At 36.0% G+C, this 1,604-nt stretch carries 1 protein-coding gene; it reads left to right on the top strand.

The annotated features are described in order from the left end of the window. The first annotated feature begins 144 nt into the window (after positions 1-144). On the top strand, positions 145-1,533 hold the full coding sequence (locus BM241_RS12110; RefSeq protein WP_092282912.1) for an IS4 family transposase: 1,389 nt from the start codon (positions 145-147) through the stop codon (positions 1,531-1,533). Positions 1,534-1,604: the final 71 nt, after the last annotated feature.

The following is a 1,604-nucleotide window of genomic DNA, read 5'->3' as shown; positions in this document are numbered from 1 at the left end:
CTCAGACTTCGCACATAAAAAATGAGCTCTGAACCTTGAAAAATCAACATTTTTCGGCATAAAAATATAGAAACATCCTCTCTTTTATGGTATAATTGTGTGTGGTTAAAAAATACAAAACTACCAAAAAGAGAGGATGTCTATATGAATATTTTAACACAAGATACTTACGATGAAAAGAACATAATTACATCGATTTTATCTTTTTGCAAAGAATATTCTGTTGGCAAGATACTTAAGAAAGCCAATGCTTATAAATCCAAGGGAATACCTGTAATCTACATTTTCATGTATCTTCTGCAGCTTGTTTACACGAAGAAAAGTATGTATATGAACATACTCAATGGAACACACAATGCAGGCTTTGGGAAAGATGTCGTGTATAGATTTCTGAATTCGCCTTTTATTAATTGGGCTACATTTATGCTGAATCTTGCTGTACGTATCATTGCCAAAATTTCAAGGCTAACTTCGGGTAGTAGAGTTAACGCAATAGTTGTAGATGATACTCTTTACAGCCGTCCGAGAAGCACGAAAGTGGAGTTACTGGCAAATGTACATGATCATATAGGGAAAGGAAGTAGATTTAAGTGTGGGTTTAGGTTATTGACTCTTGCATGGACTGATGGAGTAACACTCATTCCATTGCTATTTAGACATCTTAGTTCACAGGATAAGAAAAACAGGTTTACCGAGACAAATCCGAAGATTGATAAACGATCCTGTGGTTATAAAGCAAGACAACAAGCAATATCAAGTGCTCCGAAGGTTCTACTTGAGATGCTTGGGCAGATTGTAAAGATAGGAATTCCGTCTAAGCATGTACTATTTGATTGTTGGTTTGCTTATCCCACTACTATCATAGAGATTGCTAAAATAGGGCTCAATGTAGTTGCAAGATTGAAGAAGACGCCGAAAGTTAAGTATTTGTTAGACGGAGAGAAAAGGACGTTATCCCAGATATATTCTTCAGCAAAAAAGCGTCGTGGGAGAAGTAGGTATCTTTTATCGGTATGTGTTAAGCTTTATAACCAGGATAACGAAATGATTGATGCCCGTATTGTATATGTTAGGGATCGAAACAACAGAAAAAAGTGGATAGCATTGATTTCTACTGACATGGAATTATCTGAGGAAGAGATCATACAGCTTTATGGTAAGCGATGGGGCATTGAAGTATTTTTCAAGGTTTGTAAATCGTATCTCAGGCTTGGTTCAGAATTTCGAGGGTTATCATACGATGTTATTACTGCTCATACTGCTATAGTTATGACGAGGTATATGATACTGGCATTGGAGAAACGGCAAAAGGAGGATCCGCGTGCTTTAGGAGAGCTATTTTTCGAATGTTACGATGAAGTTGCTGATATACAGTTTGCGGAGGCGTTGGAACTTATACTCAGCTTACTTCGTGATGTTTTGGAAGAAATCTTATTTCTTTCAAGTGAACAAATTGATCAATTAATTGATGCTTTTATTGCAAAGCTTCCCGAGTACTATAAGAGGAAAATGGAGTATAAAAAAGCATCTTAATAGGTATATAAATTGGCTGAATTATTGATTTTTCAAGGTCTAGCAGTCAATATTTAACTGCGAAGTTTGAG

The sequence above is a fragment of the Caldicoprobacter faecalis genome (assembly GCF_900115765.1).
Lineage (GTDB): Bacteria > Bacillota > Clostridia > Caldicoprobacterales > Caldicoprobacteraceae > Caldicoprobacter > Caldicoprobacter oshimai.
Note: the sequence above shows the minus strand (reverse complement) of the source record. Positions and strands in the feature narration are given on the sequence as shown.

Bases quoted from the DNA above. Each gene is read 5' to 3' on its own strand.
- BM241_RS12110 (WP_092282912.1), top strand. From the start codon at position 145: ATGAATATTTTAACACAAGATACTTACGATGAAAAGAACATAATTACA.